Here is a 17,663-nt window from a genome sequence, read left to right as displayed (position 1 = left end):
CCTGGTTAAACGGTGCCGCCTTACTCTGCGTTATCACCGTCTTGTTGTGGCTGCGACTGCGCAGAAGTGCTGCTGCCGCCATGATGGTAATTGTTGCTGCTGCCACCGCCGGTATTGTTGCTATGGTGAGAAACCGGGCGTGAAGGCACGACGGTAGAAATGGCGTGCTTATAAACCATCTGACTTACCGTGTTTTTCAACAAGATCACGAACTGATCAAAGGATTCGATCTGACCTTGCAGCTTAATACCGTTAACCAAATAAATCGAAACCGGAACACGTTCACGACGCAGTGCGTTCAGAAACGGGTCTTGTAATGATTGCCCCTTAGCCATTCTATCTTTTCCTTATATGCTTGTTGTTTGTTGCTTGTAGAACACAGTGGTTCTGAAAAAAACTGCGTAAAAATTTGCGCACGTAACTTGCCAATTGTACACAATCACCCATGCTTCGCACTAACAACCTTCAGTACTGTATCACGCGCTGAGTGAGGTTCATCACTGTCTAGCCAGTGAATATTTTCCCAACCACGTAACCAGGTCATCTGGCGTTTAGCGAGTTGCCGGGTTGCGCAAACTCCCCGATAAACCATTTCGTCGTAATCGATCTCGCCAGCCAAATACGACCACATCTGGCGATAGCCAACACAACGAATGGAAGGCATATCCGTATGCAAATCACCTCGTGCAAACAGGGCCCGAGACTCCGCTTCAAATCCTGACGCCAACATCTGATCAAAACGCAGTGCGATGCGTTGATGCAACAGTTCGCGGTTCGCGGGGGCGATAGCAAACTGATGCACATCGTAGGGTAACGCTTCACCAGAAATTTTTGTCAGTTCCGTTAAAGTTTTACCCGAAATAAAAAAAACTTCCAGTGCTCGCGAAAGTCTCTGCGGATCATTCGGATGAATACGACTGCCTGCGACCGGATCAATTTCGCAAAGTTGACGATGTAAAGCTTCCCAGCCTCTTTCATTCGCCATTTGCTCTATTTTTTGACGAACCTCCGGATCGGCCGAGGGCAGCGGCGACAATCCTTCAAGTAACGCCTTGAAGTAGAGCATAGTTCCACCAACAAGCAACGGAATTCGTCCATGCTGAACGATATCCGCCATTTCTGCTAACGCATCCCGCCGGAACTCTGCCGCCGAATAGGCTTCGGCAGGATCGCGAATGTCCAGCAAACGATGGGGCGCCTGCGCCCGCTCTTCTGCAGAGGGTTTTGCCGTACCGACATCCATCTGACGATAAATCAGAGCCGAATCTACGCTGATAAGCTCTACAGGTAAGTGCTTGCGCAATTCGATCGCTAATGCGGTTTTGCCTGACGCTGTAGGCCCCATCAAAAATATTGCCTTTGGCCGGCCAGCCTGGTTCAGTTCACTCATGCTTCAACGCGTTGACCGCGCTCTCAATCTCAATGGCTTGTACTAAGCCAGAAGGTGGCGATTTCAGTAACTGCGGACAAAGCCTTTCGAGCTCAGCCAGCAAGGTAATCGCCTGGGAGTGATTCCAGTGTTGAGGCTCTGCATCTTCACGTCGCGCCAGCCACTGGGCCAGTTGCGTAGCAGAGTTCTCTTGCTGCCGGGCGAGATAGCCTAACAGTTCAGGAATCAAGATTTGTAAATTTTGTGTTCGTAACGGTAAAGGCACCGCACGCAGGATAATGTGGTCACCCTCAGGGTGTAAATCAATGCCCATCAGGTTGAGCAGGCTGAGATTTTCCTGGGCCGCCTTGCGCTCCGCCGAGGCGATTTTTAACCGCACCGGGATCAAAAGCGGCTGTGATTTCAGCCCCCCTTCGGTAGGTTCTAACTGTGCCTGCTTTAACCAGCGGGTTGCCACAGGCAGAGCCATTAGCAGTAACCGCTGGCCCTGCTCAAGCAGAGCATACTGGCCTTCAAGCACGGTTAACACGCGGCCAAAACTGTGGGCGTGAGCCGCCAGAGGTGGCACGGCACTGACCGGCTCTCGTGCCGCAGGCTCGGCACTTTTGGTTGCCGGCGAACTCGCCGGCGTTTTAAGAAGCTGCTGGTAAACCCGGCCTTCGCGTTGGCTGTATCCGGCGTCTTTATTTTGCCAGGCGGGTGCAACCGATGGCCTGGCCGCGTCACCTGTGACAGCCGGCTGGCTGAAATGATTGCCGCCTGCCGCCTGGCGGTTCTCCTGCTGCCAACGCGGAGTGGGTTCTTCAGCCTGTAACGTTGGCAGAACCGGGGAGGCGCTTTCCTGCAGCACGCTCATGACGCCCTGATAGATGAAGTCATGCACCAGACGTGACTGATGAAAACGCACTTCGTGTTTTGCCGGATGCACATTTACATCGACCTGATGCGGATCTATCTCTAAATACAAGACGTAAGCGGGGTGCTGATCATCCTGTAGCTGGCTCTGAAACGCCTGACGTATAGCATGATTGATCAGCTTGTCACGCATCATGCGGCCATTAACATAGCAATACTGAATATCACTCACCTGACGGGAGCCGGACGGATCGGCAACCCAGCCGCGCAATACAAGGTCATCATGTTGCCAGTCTATGCGTAGCGCATGCTGCATGAAGGTCGTCCCGCATATGGCACCCAGCCGACGCTCACGTTGCCCGTCATCATTGACGGCCCGGTACTGACGCATCAGTTTGCCGTTATGGCTTAATGAGATAGCCACGTCAAAGCGCGCCAGCGCGATGCGCCGGATCACTTCATCAATATGCCCGAATTCAGTTTTTTCAGTGCGCATGAATTTGCGCCGGGCTGGCGTGTTGTAAAACAGGTCAAGCACTTCCAGCGTCGATCCACAAGGATGGGCGGCGGGCTTAACAGTAACGTCCATATCGCGCCCTTCAGCATACGCCTGCCAGGCTTCGTTTTGCTCGGCCGTGCGCGATGTCAGGGTCAGACGAGACACTGAGCTGATACTGGCCAGGGCTTCACCGCGAAAGCCCAGGCTCATAATGGCCTCAAGATCGTCCAGCGAAGCAATTTTACTCGTGGCATGGCGAGCCAGCGCCATTGCCAGCTCATTTTTCGCTATACCGCAGCCGTTATCGCGGATGCGAATCAGTTTTGCGCCACCCTTTTCAATTTCCACATCAATGCGCGTCGCCCCGGCATCAAGGCTGTTTTCCACCAGCTCTTTGACGACCGATGCAGGACGCTCAACCACTTCTCCCGCCGCAATTTGGTTTGCGAGTTGCGGCGGCAAAATTTGTATTGGCATGCTGGATATCCTTGTGGCTGACAACCCGGCACGGCGGCCGGGCTAACAATCAGGATGCAGGGATTTTCAGGTTCTGACCCAACATCACGTTGGTGGATTTCAGGTTATTCGCCTGGAGAATCGATTTAGGGCTGACGCCATAATGCGCGGCGATACTGCTCAGCGAGTCTCCCCGCACCACTTTATGCCGCACCGGGCGATGCGCCCCTGAGGAAGCAGGTGCGGTACGGCTGGCCACCGCACTGGCCGGAACTTTCAGCCGCTGCCCCACCCAGACAACATCGCGCTTCAGGGTGTTCATCTGCCGCAGTGTTGCCATGCTCACGCCATATTTTGCCGCGATTCCTGAGAGCGTTTCGCCGCGCGTTACGGTATGCCGCTGAATGGCGCCCGTATACTGCGTCTCTCCGGTCGCCGGATTACTGACTACGCTGACCGCTGGCGACGTAGCCAGCGGCCGGTTTTCCTCCTTTGGGACCGATTGTAGCGGGTGCGCCAGGAAATAAGCGCGCAGTCCTTTATATATCGACTGAGCAATCTTATCCTGGTGTGCGCTACTGCCGAGCAGTCGCTCCTCCGAGGCATTACTAATAAAACCGGTTTCCACCAACAGGGAAGGAATATCCGGCGAACGTAACACGCCAAGACTGGCATGCTCAGGTAAACGCTTGTGTAAAGACGTGACGCCACGCAGCTGCTGAATCACCTTCGTCGCGATGTCATATCCGACGCGCTGCGAGTGACCAAACTGCAAATCCAGCACGGCCTGACTCAGATAGGGATCGGCCTGACTGTTCGCCAGCAGATCGCCTGCTCCGCCTAACAGTTCTGACTGTTTCTCTTTCTGCTCCAGCCAGTTTGCCATCTCACTGTTCGCGCGGCGGTTAGACAATACCCAAACAGAGGCTCCGGTTGCCGCATGGCTGGGTGCCGCATCGGCGTGAATTGACACCAGCACGTTAGCATTCGCTTTGCGCGCAACGTCTGAACGGCCCATCACAGAGATAAAATAGTCGCCGTCACGCGTCAGAACCCCTTTAAACATGGGATCGTCGTTTAACAACACTTTCAGTTTACGCGCAATGGCGATGGTGACGTTTTTCTCTTTAAGTCCGTGCTGGCCTATCGCCCCGGGATCCTGGCCACCGTGTCCGGCATCAATGGCTACAATAACCGTGTCGTTTCGGCTGGCAACCCCACCGGGACGGACCGTGCTGTTGGTATTGGTGACCGTGGTCACCGGATTAGCATTGAACGGATTACTGGCTGCGGTTTCCCGTACTCGTGTCGGCGCAGGCTCGGCTGCAACCACGGGCGCGCTGCGCGTAACGGCCGGATGTTTACCCTGTATGGTAAAGACCACGCTGTACTGACTGCCGTTGCGTTGCGTGACGGCGCGGGTTTTTCCAGACTGCGTCAGCTCAAAGACCAGACGTATGCTTTGTTTATCTTTTGGGGTACTGGTACGAATGCGTTTAACGATGTTATCGCCGCTAAACGTCAGGGGTAAGCCTTTGATGACGCCGCTTTGACGAATATCCAGCACCACACGGTCGGGATTGTGTAGCGGAAAGTAGGCATAAACCGGCTGGCCGGAAAAACTCAGCGTAACCGTGGCCTGATTTCCGCCATTCGATACCTGAATATCAGACAGGTTAGCGGCAAACAGGGGGCCGGTAATCAGTAGCAATCCTGCCACAACGAGCATTTTCATCCATATCATCATGCCCGGGCCCTGCCTTGTTCGATCTGATCAACCCAGCGCTGCCCCTGAGCGGAGTGCGCAACCAGCTCGGCTTGCCGCGCTTCATCGACATAACGGAGCGTCAACGCCACGTCCGGCGGGGGCAAAATACCGGCGCCCTGCTGGGGCCACTCAACCAGACAAACCGCGTCGTTCGTGAAGTAGTCACGAATGCCCATAAACTCCAGCTCTTCCGGATCGGCAAGGCGGTAGAGATCGAAATGATAAACGGAACGCCCTTCAAGAACATAAGGCTCGACGAGGGTGTAGGTAGGGCTTTTCACATTGCCCGGATGACCGGATGCCTGCAAGAAACCGCGGCTGAAGGTGGTCTTTCCTGCGCCGAGGTCGCCATAAAGATAGATCACCGCCGCATTGCCACAGGCCTGCGCCAGTTGAGCACCCAGTTCGAGTGTTGCCGCCTCATTGGGCAAAGATATAACACAGCTCTTCATGCTTCTTGATTCATCTCTGGATTAACAAACTGCCACAGCAGATCAAATAAGTCTGATGCCAGCATGCCGCGCGTGCCCCGCTGCTCAGCCAACGTATCAGCGGCAGCACCGTGAGCAACACAACCTGCACAGGCAGCATCAAACAGCGCCAATTTTTGTCCCATTAACGAGGCAATAATACCGGTGAGCACATCACCCATACCGCCCGATGCCATCCCGGCATTACCCACATCGGCAAACGCCATTTGCCCGTTTTCACTGGCGATAATCGTGCCCGCACCTTTTAATACGGCAACGCCACCATAACGTTTCGCCAGCTCTCGTGCGGCTTGTAAGCGGTCACTCTCAATTTCGCTGGTCTTAACACCCAGTAAACGAGCAGCTTCACCCGGATGCGGCGTTATAATGCGATTCTGACGTTTCTCAGCGCTTATTGCCAGCAAGTTAAGCGCATCTGCATCCCAAAGCATGGGCTTTTCAGTACTTTTAACCTTTTCGAGCGCCTTTTTGCCCCATTCCCGCTGTCCCAGCCCCGGACCGATGGCGATGACGTCCGCCCATTCCAGCGCATCAGCCAGTCCCGCGTCCGTGAGCACATCCACCATAATTTCCGGGCGCGCGGTGAGGATAGGGATAATATTGTCTTTGTGAGTAAGCACTCGCACCAAACCACTTCCCGTTCGTAGCGCGGCTTCTGCCGACATCCGCACGGCACCGGCGGTGCCGCTGTCACCGCCAATCACCAACAAACGCCCCTGATCGCCTTTGTGGGACGTTGCTTTACGCGGTTTCAGCCAGTGGGATAAGAAACGGGCATCATAGCGAGCCATAGGCGGCGACTGCGCTGACAGAAAGCTCTGCAGCCCCAGGTCGGCAAAGTAAAGCGACCCAATACAGTCCCGCGCCTTGCCGGTAAGCTGTCCGGGCTTCAGCGCAATAACGCTCAACGTATGCGTGGCATTGATAACCTCTCCCGGTGTGTTGCCTGTCGCTGCAGACAGACCAGAGGGGAGGTCAATCGCCATGACCGGCGCGTCATGTGCGTTTGCCTGAGTTATCAGGGTGGAAACAGGTTCGGCGGGCGCCCGGCTGATGCCTGTTCCCAGTAACGCATCGACGATAATATCGACCTTTTCAGGCCAGGCAACGTCGGGCGCATGGATCACCCCACCCGCTTCAAGCCAGCTGTTTCTGGCGGCCTCCGCTTCGTCGGGCAGCGGCTTATCGCTATCACAGGCCAGAAGCGTCACCTCTTTGCCTGCAGCCTGCGCCAGACGGGCAACCACATAACCATCGCCTCCGTTATTGCCATGACCGCACAGCACCAGCCAGTGCTCTGCATCCGGCCAGTGGACAGTTATATGCTCATAGGCGGCCTGTCCTGCCCTTAACATCAGCTCGTAGAGCGAGATACCCAGTGCATCGGCACCCTCACGCTCAAGTTGTGCCAGTGCCTGCGCAGGCCAGACAGAGTGTGGTAAACTGCTGCCGTTTCTCTTCGAATTCTGGTTAGTCATGTCATACCCTCTCGATCTTGATCAACTCGCTCAACACATTAAACAGTGGGGACGCGATCTCGGCTTTCAGCAGGTCGGTATTACCGACACCGATCTCAGCGCTGAAGAACCACGTCTGCAGGCATGGCTGGACAAACAGTACCATGGCGAGATGGAATGGATGGCCCGCCATGGAATGATGCGTGCGCGTCCCCATGAGCTGTTACCCGGTACGCTGCGGGTGATCAGCGTGCGCATGAATTATCTTCCTGCCAAAGCCGCTTTCGCCAGTACGCTGAAAAACCCACAGTTAGGTTATGTCAGCCGCTATGCGCTGGGCCGTGATTACCACAAAGTATTGCGCAATCGCCTGAAAAAGCTCGGAGAAATGATTCAGGCCCACTGTGGCGAAAGCCAGTTTCGTCCGTTTGTCGATTCTGCCCCACTGCTTGAACGCCCTCTGGCAGAGAAAGCCGGATTGGGCTGGACCGGTAAACACTCGTTGATCCTGAACCGCGAAGCGGGCTCATGGTTTTTCCTGGGGGAATTGATGATCGATCTGCCTCTGCCGATAGATTCCCCACAGGAAGAGCAGTGTGGACGCTGCGTGGCCTGCATGACGATTTGCCCGACAGGCGCTATCGTGGCGCCCTACACGGTGGATGCCCGCCGCTGCATTTCCTACCTGACGATTGAGCTCGAAGGCGCCATCCCCGAAGCGCTGCGGCCCCTGATGGGGAACCGCATTTATGGCTGTGACGACTGCCAGCTCATCTGCCCCTGGAACCGCTATGGGCAACTGACTGACGAAGCAGATTTTTCACCCCGCGCAGCGCTGCATGCGCCAGCGTTAACCGCACTGTTTCAGTGGGATGAAGCGAAATTCCTGCGTATTACCGAAGGCTCTCCCATCCGCCGAATTGGTTATCAGCGCTGGTCACGCAATATTGCGGTGGCGCTGGGGAATGCCCCGTGGAGCGCAGAGATCCTCCCCATACTCGAACAGCGGCTGGGTGAAAGTGATTTACTGGACGAACATATTCAGTGGGCCATTGCGCAGCAACAGGATAAGCGAAAGCACGTAGAGATTGACGTACAGCCAGCACAGCAAAAAAGGCTCGTCAGGGTAATAGAGAAGGGATTGCCGCGTGATGCCTGATTGCGCAACGATGCACAGGAAACAGATTTCCACATCCTGTGAATAAAAATAAAAACACCTTGTCATTCAATCGTAATAACACAAGTGACAGAATCAAATAACATAATGAAATATTATTATTTATTTAACTATCAATAGATTAAATAAAATTTGTGTTATTTTGCAAATGCGTCTAGCGTTTGGCTTAATCCCTATATCTGTGGATAACTCTGTTTAAAAGAGTTTTACAGAACGGCAAAAAAGCATGAACAGTCATCTGTCCTGCTGTGGATAACTCTGACTGTAGTACTAAAGATCATCATCCAGCCTGGCAGGCTGCGACAAAGAAAGTGACAAAACTGGAGCGGGAAACGAGACTCGAACTCGCGACCCCGACCTTGGCAAGGTCGTGCTCTACCAACTGAGCTATTCCCGCATAGAAGGGCACTGCTAAACATATTTTGGAGCGGGAAACGAGACTCGAACTCGCGACCCCGACCTTGGCAAGGTCGTGCTCTACCAACTGAGCTATTCCCGCATAGAGGGTACTGCTAAACATAATTTGGAGCGGGAAACGAGACTCGAACTCGCGACCCCGACCTTGGCAAGGTCGTGCTCTACCAACTGAGCTATTCCCGCGCCTTGTACCGTCATAAATTCTTCACCGGTACGGGGTGCGCATTATACGAGAAATCGCTGCTGCTGCAAGATGCTTACAGCAAAAATTTGCGCTTTTGATGCGTTTGCTGCTTATTGCATCAACCTGGCGATTTCCTGCGCACCCTTTGCGGTTTAAAGCTGCAAAAAGTGTTGGCGGTAGTACGCCAGTTCGGCAACGGACTCACGAATATCGTCTAACGCCTGATGCGAGCCGCTCTTTTTGAAGCCTGGAAGAATGTCTGGCTTCCAACGACGAGCCAGTTCCTTGAGCGTGCTGACATCTAAATAGCGGTAGTGGAAATAGGCTTCCAGCTCTGGCATGTACTTGAACAGGAAACGGCGATCCTGCCCAATGCTGTTGCCGCAGATGGGCGAGGTATTTGCGGGCACCCACTGCTGTAGGAACTCGATAGTCGCTTTTTCCGCAGCGCGATCGTCAATCTTACTGGCCTTTACCCGTTCCACCAAACCGCTATTCGTATGTGTACGGACGTTCCATTCGTCCATTAATGCGAGCTGTGCATCTGACTGATGAACCGCCATCACCGGCCCTTCAGCCAGGATATTGAGGTCAGCATCGGTCACGATAGTGGCGATCTCAATAATGCGATCGCGTTCCGGATCGAGTCCGGTCATTTCAAGGTCGATCCAAATTAGATTATTTTCGTTTCCAGTGGCCATGCTGTTACCTGTGGTTGCTGAGTCGTCATTCATCATGAATAAGGTGTATCATAGACGTTTTGCCCCTCAGGGCGAAATCCAGCTAAACGGTGAGGGTGAGTGAGTAAAAATAAACTGTCTAAAGGTCAACAACGTCGCGTAAGCGCTAACCACGATCGTCGTTTGAACCAGCGCAAAACGCGCCCGGAAGCGGACGATAATTTGTTTGGTCAGGACGCAGAGGGCGTGGTGGTCAGCCGATTTGGCATGCATGCCGATGTCGAGGACAGTGCTGGCCTTACCCACCGTTGCAATATACGTCGTACGATTCGTTCGCTGGTCACCGGCGATCGGGTGGTATGGCGTCCCGCGCTAAACGGCGGTAAAGGTATTGTTGAAGCGGTGCACGAACGCACCAGCGTGCTGACGCGCCCCGATTTCTACGATGGCGTCAAACCCATCGCCGCAAACATCGATCAAATTATTATCGTGTCCGCGATTCTGCCAGAGCTGTCACTGAATATTATCGACCGTTATCTGGTCGCCAGCGAAACACTGGATATTGAGCCCCTGCTGGTGCTGAACAAAATCGATCTGCTGGATGACAACGCACGTGCGTTTGTTGACGAGCAGATGGAGATTTACCGCAAGATCGGTTATCGGGTATTGATGGTTTCCAGCCATGTGAAAGAGGGTTTGAATGCACTGCAGGCAGCCTTAACTGACCGGATAAGTATCTTTGCCGGGCAGTCCGGCGTAGGTAAGTCCAGCCTGCTGAACGCCCTGCTTGGCTTCGATCAACAGCAGGACACCGCCATTCTGACCAATGATGTTTCCGATGTTTCCGGACTGGGCCAACATACCACGACCGCATCCCGGCTTTATCATTTCCCCGAGGGCGGGGATGTGATTGATTCTCCGGGTGTCCGTGAGTTTGGTTTGTGGCATCTTGAGCCGGAACAAATCACGCGTGGATTTGTCGAATTCCGTGCGTTCTTAGGCGATTGTAAGTTTCGTGACTGTAAGCATGACACCGATCCGGGCTGTGCGATTCGTGAAGCCGTTGAAAACGGCAAAATCGATCAATCACGCTTCTATAACTACCACCGTATTCTTGAAAGCATGGCGCAAATGAAAACCCGGAAAAACTTCGCCGAGAGTGAAGATTAAGGCCCGTAACGGCGTATTCGCCATCTGACTGGGGCGCTGTTACAATCCGCTCCCTTTTTGTCAATGTTATGAAAGATAGCCAGGAGGCTAGGGTGTTTGATCGTTTTAAACTCGGCTTGAATCACATTCTTCCAAAAAAATGGCTGACTGAACTTGCGGGTTGGGGAGCCAGCCGTCGCGGCGGCTGGCTGACGAAGCTGGTCATTGATATTTTTGTCTGGTTTTACAAAGTCGATATGGCTGAAGCACGGAAACCGGATACCGCCAGCTACCGCACCTTTAACGATTTCTTTGTTCGTCCGTTAAAGGACGATGCACGCCCAATCGATCCCGATGCCAGCCTGATCGTTCTGCCTGCTGACGGCGCGATCAGCCAGCTTGGCCATATTGAAGGCGATCAGATTTTCCAGGCGAAAGGCCATTACTACACGATCGACGCCCTGCTCGCCGGTAATGAGCATATGGCGGCACAGTTTCGTGAGGGGGAATTTGCGACCACTTACCTGGCACCGCGTGATTATCACCGCGTCCACATGCCTTGTAACGGCATCCTGCGTGAGATGATCTATGTACCGGGCGATCTTTACTCCGTTAATCCGCTGACCGCACGTAACATCCCTAACCTCTTTGCCCGTAACGAGCGCGTAATTTGTTACTTTGAAACCGATATGGGCCCGATGGTGCAGATCCTGGTGGGCGCAACGATTGTCGGCAGCATTGAAACCGTTTGGGCAGGCACCGTCACACCGCCGCGCGAAGGCATTATTAAACGCTGGCATTACCCGGCCGCCGATCATGACGGTGCCGTGGTATTACTCAAAGGTCAGGAAATGGGCCGCTTTAAACTGGGTTCTACGGTAATCAACCTGTTCGCGCCTGGCCGAATCAAGCTGGCGGAAAGCCTTGAGGCGGAAAGTAAGGTTCGACTGGGCCAACCTTTAGCGCTCGCCCTTCCACTGACGACTACCGCGCCTGACGCTGTCGAGTAGAACCTATGTTCGTGCGTTCGATCTTTTGTCTGCTGCTGAGCCTCTGGCTCAGCTCTTCTACGCTAGCCGCCAGCCTGCCTGATGCCAGCCAGCTCAAACAGCAGCTGGAAGAGGTCAAAGCCACTAAAAATGCCCCCTCGCAAACTGAACAAATTCAGTCACTGGAAGCCGCACTGGCCTCGCTCTCTGAACGCGATGATGCCCTCGAACGCGCACAACAGTATCAACAGGTTATTGACGATTTTCCGCGCCTTGCCCGCGAGTTAAGGCAGCAAATCGCCACGCTTAACGACAACGCTAAAACCGTGCGCAGCACGATGAGCAGCGCAGAGCTGGAACAAGAGATTCTGCAAATCAGCAGTCAGCTGATTGAAGAAGGACGCCAGGCCCAGCAGGAGCAGGACCGTGCCAGAGAGATCAGTGATTCCCTGTCGCAGTTGCCACAGCAGCAAACGGAAGCGCGCCGGGCACTGACCGAGAGCGAACGGCGCTTACAGAGTGCCGGCAGCGCTGCCACTCCAGTAGGTCAGGCCCAACTGGTGGCTCGCCAGGCAGAAAATGCCGCCAATAAAGCCAAAGTCGATGAGTATGAGCTGGCGCAGTTGTCGGCCAACAATCGCCAGGAGCTGGCTCGCATGCGCGCCGAGGTGCATCAGCGCAAAGTGACCCAGCTTGATAATTATCTGCAGGCTTTACGTAATCAACTGAATGAACAACGTCAGCGCGAGGCCGAAACGGCGCTGGCGCGTACGGAACAGCTGGCGGAAAACAGTGGTGATTTACCGCCCGAGATCAGTGAGCAGTTTCGGGTTAACCGCGATTTGTCCGGTGCGCTGAATCAGCAGGCACAGCGCATGGATCTGGTGGCATCGCAACAGCGCCTCGCCACCAATCAAATTATTCAGGTCCGTCAGGCGCTGGCAACGTTGCGGGAACAATCCCAGTGGCTGGGTGCCTCTAACCTGCTCGGCGATGCGCTTCGGGCACAGGTGGCGCGTTTACCCGATATGCCGAAATCTCAGCAAATCGATAATGAAATGGCACAGCTGCGCGTTCAGCGCCTGCATTATGAAGATCTTCTGGAACGACAGAATGCGCTTCGCAAAGCACATCAGGCGGACGGGCAGCCTTTTACCAGCGACCAAAAGCGCATTCTGGATGCACAGTTAAAAACGCAGCGAGAATTGCTGAACTCCCTGATATCCGGCTGCGATACGCTGATTCTGGAAATCACTAAACTCAAGGTCGCCAATACGCAGCTTCAGGATGCGTTAACCGAAGTCAAAGACGCCACGCACCGCTATCTGTTCTGGACAGCAGATGTCAGCCCCATTTCATTGAGCTATCCTCTGGACGTGGCTAAAGGCCTGTCGCACCTGCTTACGCTGGATACGCTTGGGCAGCTTGGCAAAGCTCTGGCAATGATGTTTACCAGCCGCAGCACCGTCCTGCCCATTTTGGGTGCCGTGTTGCTGGTCGGTTTTAGCCTGAGTACACGCCGTCACTTCAACGCTTTTTTGGAACGCTCAGCCAGTAAGGTTGGTAAGGTCACCCAGGATCGCTTCCGCCTGACCATCCGCACTGTTTTCTGGTCAATTCTGGTCGCGCTTCCGCTTCCTGTGCTTTGGGCAACCCTGGGATACGGGCTGCAAAACGCCTGGCCGTATCCGGTAGCCGTTGCTATCGGCGATGGCATTACGGCGACGCTGCCTCTGCTGTGGATATTCATGGTCAGCGCCCAGTTTGCCCGCGCCAACGGTTTGTTCATTGTGCATTTCCGCTGGCCGCAGGTACGCGTTGCGCGTGCCATGCGTTACTACTCGTTGAGTATTGGCCTGATCGTGCCGCTGATTATGCTGCTGATCACCTTTGATAACCTTGACGATCGTCTTTTCTCTGCCACCCTGGGCCGACTGTGTTTTATTTTGATCTGTGGCGCCCTGAGTCTTGTTACGGTAAGTCTAAAACGTGCAGGGATCCCTCTTTATCTTGATAAAGAGGGCAACGGCGAAAACATGATTAACCGCCTGCTGTGGAATATTATGATCGCCATTCCATTGCTGGCCGCGCTGGCCTCCATGATTGGTTACCTTGAAACAGCGCAGGCGCTGCTGGCACGTCTGGAAACCTCGGTGGCAATCTGGTTTTTCCTGCTGGTTATTTACCATATCATTCGCCGCTGGATGCTGATTCAACGACGCAGGCTGGGGTTCGATCGCGCACGCCAGCGCCGGGCCGATATGCTGGCCAATCGCGCGCGCAACGAAGAAGAAAAAGATCAGGCGCAAAATACTGACGTTATTGAAATAGAAGAGCCCGTGATTGATTTGGACGCCATCAGTGCTCAGTCACTGCGCCTGGTCAGGTCAATCCTGACGCTGATTGCGCTGGTGTCAGTCATTGTCCTGTGGTCGGAAATCCACTCTGCGTTTGGTTTCCTTGAGAATATTCGTTTATGGGATGTCAACACCTCCGTTCAGGGCGTGGAGAGTATTCAACCCATTACGCTGGGCGCCGTTCTGATCGCCATCCTGGTGTTCGTGATTACGACGCAGCTGGTGCGCAATATGCCGGCCCTCCTTGAGCTGGCCCTGCTGCAGCATCTTGATTTGTCGCCAGGCACCGGCTATGCCATTACCACGCTGACCAAGTATTTGCTGCTGCTAATTGGTGGCTTGCTCGGCTTCTCATTGATTGGGATTGAATGGTCCAAGCTGCAATGGCTGGTGACCGGCCTGGGCGTTGGGTTGGGATTTGGCCTGCAGGAGATTTTTGCGAACTTTATCTCCGGCCTGATTATTTTGTTTGAAAAACCCATTCGTATTGGCGATACCGTTACTATTCGCGATCTGACCGGCAGCATTACGCGCATCAATACCCGCGCCACGACAATTACAGACTGGGATCGCAAAGAGATCATCGTGCCTAATAAGGCCTTTATTACAGAACAGTTTGTTAACTGGTCGCTGTCGGACTCCGTCACGCGCGTCGTGCTGACCATACCCGCTCCCGCACAGGTAAGCAGCGAGGAGGTCACCACGTTGCTGAAGCTGGCTGCAGAACGTTGTAGCTACGTTCTGGATACACCGCCGCCGGAAGTGTTTCTGGTTGACCTGCAGCAGGGAATACAGTTATTTGAGCTACGCGTACACGCCGCTGAAATGGGCCATCGCATGCCGCTTCGCCATGAACTGCATCAGCTTATTCTGCACGGCTTTGCAGAACATGGTATCGAAATGCCTTTCCCACCCTTCCAGATGCGGGTAGAAACCTTAAGCAGAAAAACGCCTGCCGGAAATGGTGCGTCGACGACGCGGACTTTTAAATCAGGCGGATTATAAAAAAACGCCCGGTCTGACCGGGCGCTTTCCTGTTCGGGCTGCGGGGGTTATTGCTTCACAAAAGCTTCGCCCTGCGCGATATCTTTTTTCAGTGTTTCCAGCATGCCATCCAGCGCCTGCTGTTCGAACGGGCTAAGGGCACCAACAGGCTTACGCTCCGCCACGCCGTTTTTACCTAACAGCAGGGGCTGAGAGAAGAAGCGGGCATGCTCGCCATCGCCTTCCACGTAGGCACACTCCACAACGTTCGCTTCGCCGTTTAAGGCACGTACCAGCGATAAACCGAAACGGGCGGCGGCCTGCCCCATGGATAACGTTGCTGACCCCCCACCGGCTTTCGCTTCCACCACTTCTGTACCGGCGTTTTGAATACGTTTGGTGAGGTCAGCCACTTCCTGATCGCTAAAGCTGACGCCCGCAACCTGGGACAGTAATGGCAGAATAGTGACGCCTGAGTGTCCCCCCACCACGGGCACGTTCACCTCGCCAGGCTGTTTGCCTTTCAGCTCAGCGACAAAGGTATTGGCGCGAATAATGTCCAGCGTTGTCACGCCAAACAGTCGATTCTTGTCATAAACACCGTGTTTCTTCAGGACCTCGGCCGCAATCGCCACCGTCGTGTTAACCGGATTGGTGATCACCCCAATTAACGCTTTCGGCGCTGTCGTAGCAACCTGCTCAATCAAATTACGCACGATGCCGGCATTGACGTTAAACAAATCGGCCCGATCCATACCAGGCTTACGCGCTACCCCAGCAGAGATGAGCACGACATCCGCACCTTTTAAAGCCGGGGTGGCATCTTCCCCACTAAAACCCTTAACGTTAACTGCGGTAGGAATGTGGCTGAGATCGACCGCGACGCCAGGCGTGACGGGCGCGATGTCGTAGAGAGAAAGTTCTGAACCTGCGGGAAGCTGGGTTTTGAGTAGAAGTGCTAGCGCCTGGCCTATGCCACCAGCGGCACCGAGTACGGCAACTTTCATTCATAACTCCTTATTAAGGTGGGGCAGAGAAGAGCCGAAATTCCATCTGTGTCAGACCTTAATCAACTGCTCAGGTGATGACGGGTATCCGAGACTATTTTACGCGCTAATGCCCGCAGTCTCGGGATTTTAAAACTTACTTATCATCGCTATATCGTCCTCATCCTGCGTTGCAGACAACGAGCTAACCTGTTTGCCGTGTCAGGGCTACCTCAGGTAAGCGCCGACGACGGTGACGGGATTTCTCTCCAACTGTTGCGCGGGAGTTGGCCGGTATCACCTGAAATCGACAACCTTGACGTCGGCAGACAGAGAACGGCAGTGTAAATTTTTATTTTCTTACCTCATCAATAATATAACAGCTTTGCAACCTTTGCCTTTCCAGGCTGTGAGCTGGGTTTTGGTCTGAGTAAATTCTTTGCTATTATCGCCGCCCGCCATGGATACCGCCCCGTTCAATTAACAACCAATTGCATAAAAATTCATTTATATGCATAATAATGACTTTGCTGCGGTCTGTTCCGCGGTTTTTCTTACATTTGCTGGTAAATTATGCGAAACCCATCGAAACAAGACGATCTGATCAAAGCCTTCAAGGCTTTATTAAAAGAAGAAAAATTCAGTTCTCAGGGCGAAATTGTTCAGGCGCTTCAGGAAGACGGCTTTGAGAACATCAACCAGTCCAAAGTTTCCCGGATGCTGACAAAGTTTGGCGCGGTGCGGACCCGCAATGCCAAAATGGAGATGGTGTACTGTTTGCCTGCCGAGCTGGGCGTGCCGACAACAACCAGTCCATTGAAGAATCTGGTTCTGGATATTGACTACAATGATGCGCTGGTCGTGATCCATACCAGCCCTGGCGCAGCGCAGCTGATCGCTCGCCTGCTGGATTCTCTGGGTAAATCTGAGGGGATTCTGGGAACGATTGCGGGTGATGACACCATTTTTATCACGCCGGCACGCGCCTTTACCGTCAAACAACTTCACGATGCTATCCTCGTCCTGTTTGAACAAGAGCTATAGTCGTTCCCGCTAACCGGCAGCACATCGCCGGTTTATTCTGCCCGTTATCCCCCTCTTCCTTCTGTCAGCTCTCTTTCAGCCGATACGTTACTTTTCAAGGCATTACTCTTTAGCCGCGTCGTTTTCAGCACATAAAATATTGGTCATACCCTTTGCCACCTTTAACATTACGCGCTATTTTACACTGCTTTATATTCAAATACTGGCGTCATCACCCAGACCAAAACAGATAAGCAGCCAGATCAACCATGATTTTTCGCACTAAAAGTTAAAGTAACGTATCTTACTGTTTTTATGCGTAATTACCCATCTGTAGTGGCATTTTAGCCATTTTTAATAACTTTTAGTTATTAAAAAATCCCAAATGGTTAAATTGCATCAACAAAACATTATTAGGCAGGTATTAATTTCTGCCGTTATTAGTCCTATACTTAGTTTCGTGATGTGAATCACACTAATAAAAAAGAAGAACAACCAGGACGAGGACATCTTTTATGAAAACTAAATCTACCATCGCTGCCTTGAGCATTTTATCTGCCCTGTCATTCGGCGCTTCTGCAGCAGATTATATTTCTGCTTCACAAGCACAAAATCTGCAGCCTGTTGGCACGGTAAGCGTGAGCGGTGTGGCCGGCGCGCCATCCGATATCAGACAGCAACTGAGCGATAAAGCCGATCAACAAGGCGCGAAAGCTTTCCGTGTTATTGAGGCCTATAACGACGGCAACTACCACGCGACGGCTGAGCTGTACAAATAAACTCGCAGGACCTGACAGGTAA

The 17,663-nt window shown here is 53.4% G+C and carries 14 protein-coding genes and 3 tRNA genes; 6 read left to right on the top strand and 11 right to left on the bottom strand.

What is annotated here, in order from left to right; all coding sequences use genetic code 11:
* Nucleotides 1-20: 20 nt before the first annotated feature.
* From hfq to nnr, 6 genes are all read right to left on the bottom strand, one after another.
* The gene (gene hfq / locus AAIE03_RS20360) at nt 21-335 is read right to left on the bottom strand and encodes an RNA chaperone Hfq (RefSeq protein ID WP_013027404.1); all 315 of its coding nucleotides are present in this window, start codon (nt 333-335) and stop codon (nt 21-23) included.
* 104 nt (nt 336-439) lie between these two features.
* Nucleotides 440-1,390, bottom strand: a complete 951-nt coding sequence (gene miaA / locus AAIE03_RS20355) for a tRNA (adenosine(37)-N6)-dimethylallyltransferase MiaA (RefSeq protein ID WP_013027405.1) — start codon at nt 1,388-1,390, stop codon at nt 440-442.
* Nucleotides 1,383-3,221 (bottom strand): DNA mismatch repair endonuclease MutL, encoded by a 1,839-nt coding sequence (gene mutL / locus AAIE03_RS20350; protein ID WP_014594725.1) that lies wholly within the window; start codon nt 3,219-3,221, stop codon nt 1,383-1,385. The genes miaA and mutL overlap by 8 nt, the downstream gene beginning before the upstream one ends.
* A gap of 49 nt (nt 3,222-3,270) precedes the next feature.
* A complete protein-coding gene (gene amiB / locus AAIE03_RS20345; protein ID WP_498563155.1) occupies nt 3,271-4,947 on the bottom strand; it encodes an N-acetylmuramoyl-L-alanine amidase AmiB in 1,677 nt (558 codons plus the stop codon).
* Entirely contained in the window at nt 4,944-5,420 is a 477-nt protein-coding gene (gene tsaE / locus AAIE03_RS20340) for a tRNA (adenosine(37)-N6)-threonylcarbamoyltransferase complex ATPase subunit type 1 TsaE (protein ID WP_013027408.1), read from the bottom strand. The genes amiB and tsaE overlap by 4 nt, the downstream gene beginning before the upstream one ends.
* Entirely contained in the window at nt 5,417-6,937 is a 1,521-nt protein-coding gene (gene nnr / locus AAIE03_RS20335; RefSeq protein WP_498563154.1) for a bifunctional ADP-dependent NAD(P)H-hydrate dehydratase/NAD(P)H-hydrate epimerase, read from the bottom strand. Before nnr ends, tsaE begins: the two co-directional genes overlap by 4 nt.
* Between nnr and queG the strand changes: the two genes are divergently transcribed.
* Nucleotides 6,936-8,075: a tRNA epoxyqueuosine(34) reductase QueG gene (gene queG / locus AAIE03_RS20330; RefSeq protein ID WP_019104908.1), complete on the top strand. Its 1,140-nt coding sequence runs from the start codon at nt 6,936-6,938 to the stop codon at nt 8,073-8,075. The genes nnr and queG overlap by 2 nt on opposite strands.
* Nucleotides 8,076-8,414: 339 nt before the next feature.
* Here the strand turns inward: queG and AAIE03_RS20325 are convergent.
* The 4 genes from AAIE03_RS20325 to orn all read right to left on the bottom strand — a co-directional run bounded on the left by AAIE03_RS20325 (nt 8,415) and on the right by orn (nt 9,395).
* Nucleotides 8,415-8,490: transfer RNA gene (locus AAIE03_RS20325), tRNA-Gly, on the bottom strand.
* 26 nt (nt 8,491-8,516) lie between these two features.
* Nucleotides 8,517-8,592: transfer RNA gene (locus tag AAIE03_RS20320), tRNA-Gly, on the bottom strand.
* A 25-nt stretch (nt 8,593-8,617) separates the two neighbouring features.
* Nucleotides 8,618-8,693: transfer RNA gene (locus AAIE03_RS20315), tRNA-Gly, on the bottom strand.
* Between the two features lie 153 nt (nt 8,694-8,846).
* Nucleotides 8,847-9,395 carry an oligoribonuclease gene (gene orn, locus AAIE03_RS20310; protein ID WP_014604895.1) on the bottom strand — a complete coding sequence of 183 codons (549 nt, stop codon included), beginning with the start codon at nt 9,393-9,395 and terminating at the stop codon, nt 8,847-8,849.
* A 99-nt stretch (nt 9,396-9,494) separates the two neighbouring features.
* Here orn and rsgA point away from each other — a divergent pair, with 99 nt between their 5' ends.
* From rsgA to mscM, 3 genes are all read left to right on the top strand, one after another.
* Entirely contained in the window at nt 9,495-10,544 is a 1,050-nt protein-coding gene (rsgA, locus tag AAIE03_RS20305) for a small ribosomal subunit biogenesis GTPase RsgA (RefSeq protein WP_013027412.1), read from the top strand.
* Between the two features lie 92 nt (nt 10,545-10,636).
* Nucleotides 10,637-11,533, top strand: a complete 897-nt coding sequence (asd, locus tag AAIE03_RS20300) for an archaetidylserine decarboxylase (RefSeq protein ID WP_014604894.1) — start codon at nt 10,637-10,639, stop codon at nt 11,531-11,533.
* A 5-nt stretch (nt 11,534-11,538) separates the two neighbouring features.
* On the top strand, nt 11,539-14,874 hold the full coding sequence (gene mscM / locus AAIE03_RS20295; protein ID WP_013027414.1) for a miniconductance mechanosensitive channel MscM: 3,336 nt from the start codon (nt 11,539-11,541) through the stop codon (nt 14,872-14,874).
* A 47-nt stretch (nt 14,875-14,921) separates the two neighbouring features.
* On the opposite strand, the gene mdh is transcribed toward mscM, so the two are convergent.
* Nucleotides 14,922-15,860, bottom strand: a complete 939-nt coding sequence (gene mdh, locus AAIE03_RS20290; RefSeq protein ID WP_014594728.1) for a malate dehydrogenase — start codon at nt 15,858-15,860, stop codon at nt 14,922-14,924.
* A 552-nt stretch (nt 15,861-16,412) separates the two neighbouring features.
* Here mdh and argR point away from each other — a divergent pair.
* Complete coding sequence (gene argR, locus AAIE03_RS20285) at nt 16,413-16,883, top strand: transcriptional regulator ArgR (RefSeq protein ID WP_013027416.1); 471 nt, start codon at nt 16,413-16,415, stop codon at nt 16,881-16,883.
* Between the two features lie 494 nt (nt 16,884-17,377).
* Nucleotides 17,378-17,641, top strand: coding sequence for a peroxide/acid stress response protein YhcN (yhcN, locus tag AAIE03_RS20280; RefSeq protein ID WP_013027417.1), 264 nt, complete (start codon nt 17,378-17,380; stop codon nt 17,639-17,641).
* The last annotated feature ends 22 nt before the right edge of the window (nt 17,642-17,663 follow it).

The organism is Pantoea sp. Ae19-2 (genome assembly GCF_059801205.1).
Note: the sequence above shows the minus strand (reverse complement) of the source record. Positions and strands in the feature narration are given on the sequence as shown.